The organism is Roseomonas genomospecies 6 (genome assembly GCF_008365375.1).
In the GTDB taxonomy this organism is placed as follows: Bacteria; Pseudomonadota; Alphaproteobacteria; order Azospirillales; family Azospirillaceae; genus Azospirillum.
This window is the reverse complement of record NZ_QOKW01000097.1, coordinates 1-719: the sequence shown is the minus strand read 5'-3', so window position 1 is coordinate 719 and position 719 is coordinate 1. Positions and strand designations below refer to the sequence as shown.

Genomic DNA, 719 nt, shown 5'->3' with positions numbered 1-719 from the left:
TGTTGGCGATGGCCGTGTAGGTCGAGGTCGCCGTCGGCGTGCCGCCCTTGCCGTCGTTGGCCGTCACCACCACGCGCAGGTACTTGTGGGCGTCCGAGGTGGTCAGCGTGTAGCTGGCGCTCGTCGCGTTGCTGATGGCCGTGTCACCCGAACCGGCGGTGTCGTCGGCGCGGTACCACTGGTAGGAGTAGCTCCGGTTGTCGCCGTCCACGTCGCTCCAGGAGCCGTTCGTCGTGCTCAGCGCGTTGCCCACCGTCGCCGTGCCCGACACCGTCGGCGCCACGCTGTTGGTCGGCGCGCTGTTGGCGATCGCCGTGTAGGCCGAGGTCGCCGTCGGCGTCCCGCCCTTGCCGTCGTTGGCCGTCACCACCACACGCAGGTACTTGTGGGCGTCCGAGGTGGTCAGCGTGTAGCTGGCGCTCGTCGCGTTGCTGATGGCCGTGTCACCCGAACCGGCGGTGTCGTCGGCGCGGTACCACTGGTAGGAGTAGCTCCGGTTGTCGCCGTCCACGTCGCTCCAGGAGCCGTTCGTCGTGCTCAGCACGTTGCCCACCGTCGCCGTGCCCGACACCGTCGGTGCCACGCTGTTGGTCGGCGCGCTGTTGGCGATCGCCGTGTAGGCCGAGGTCGCCGTCGGCGTCCCGCCCTTGCCGTCGTTGGCCGTCACCACCACACGCAGGTACTTGTGGGCGTCCGAAGTGGTCAGCGTGTAGCTGGCG

Annotated in this window: 1 protein-coding gene; it reads right to left on the bottom strand. The window is 69.4% G+C overall.

Going from position 1 to position 719, the window contains the following annotated elements; translation table 11 throughout:
• The coding region (locus DS843_RS30930) for a hypothetical protein (protein WP_208852372.1) at nt 1–719 on the bottom strand (719 nt) is incomplete at both ends.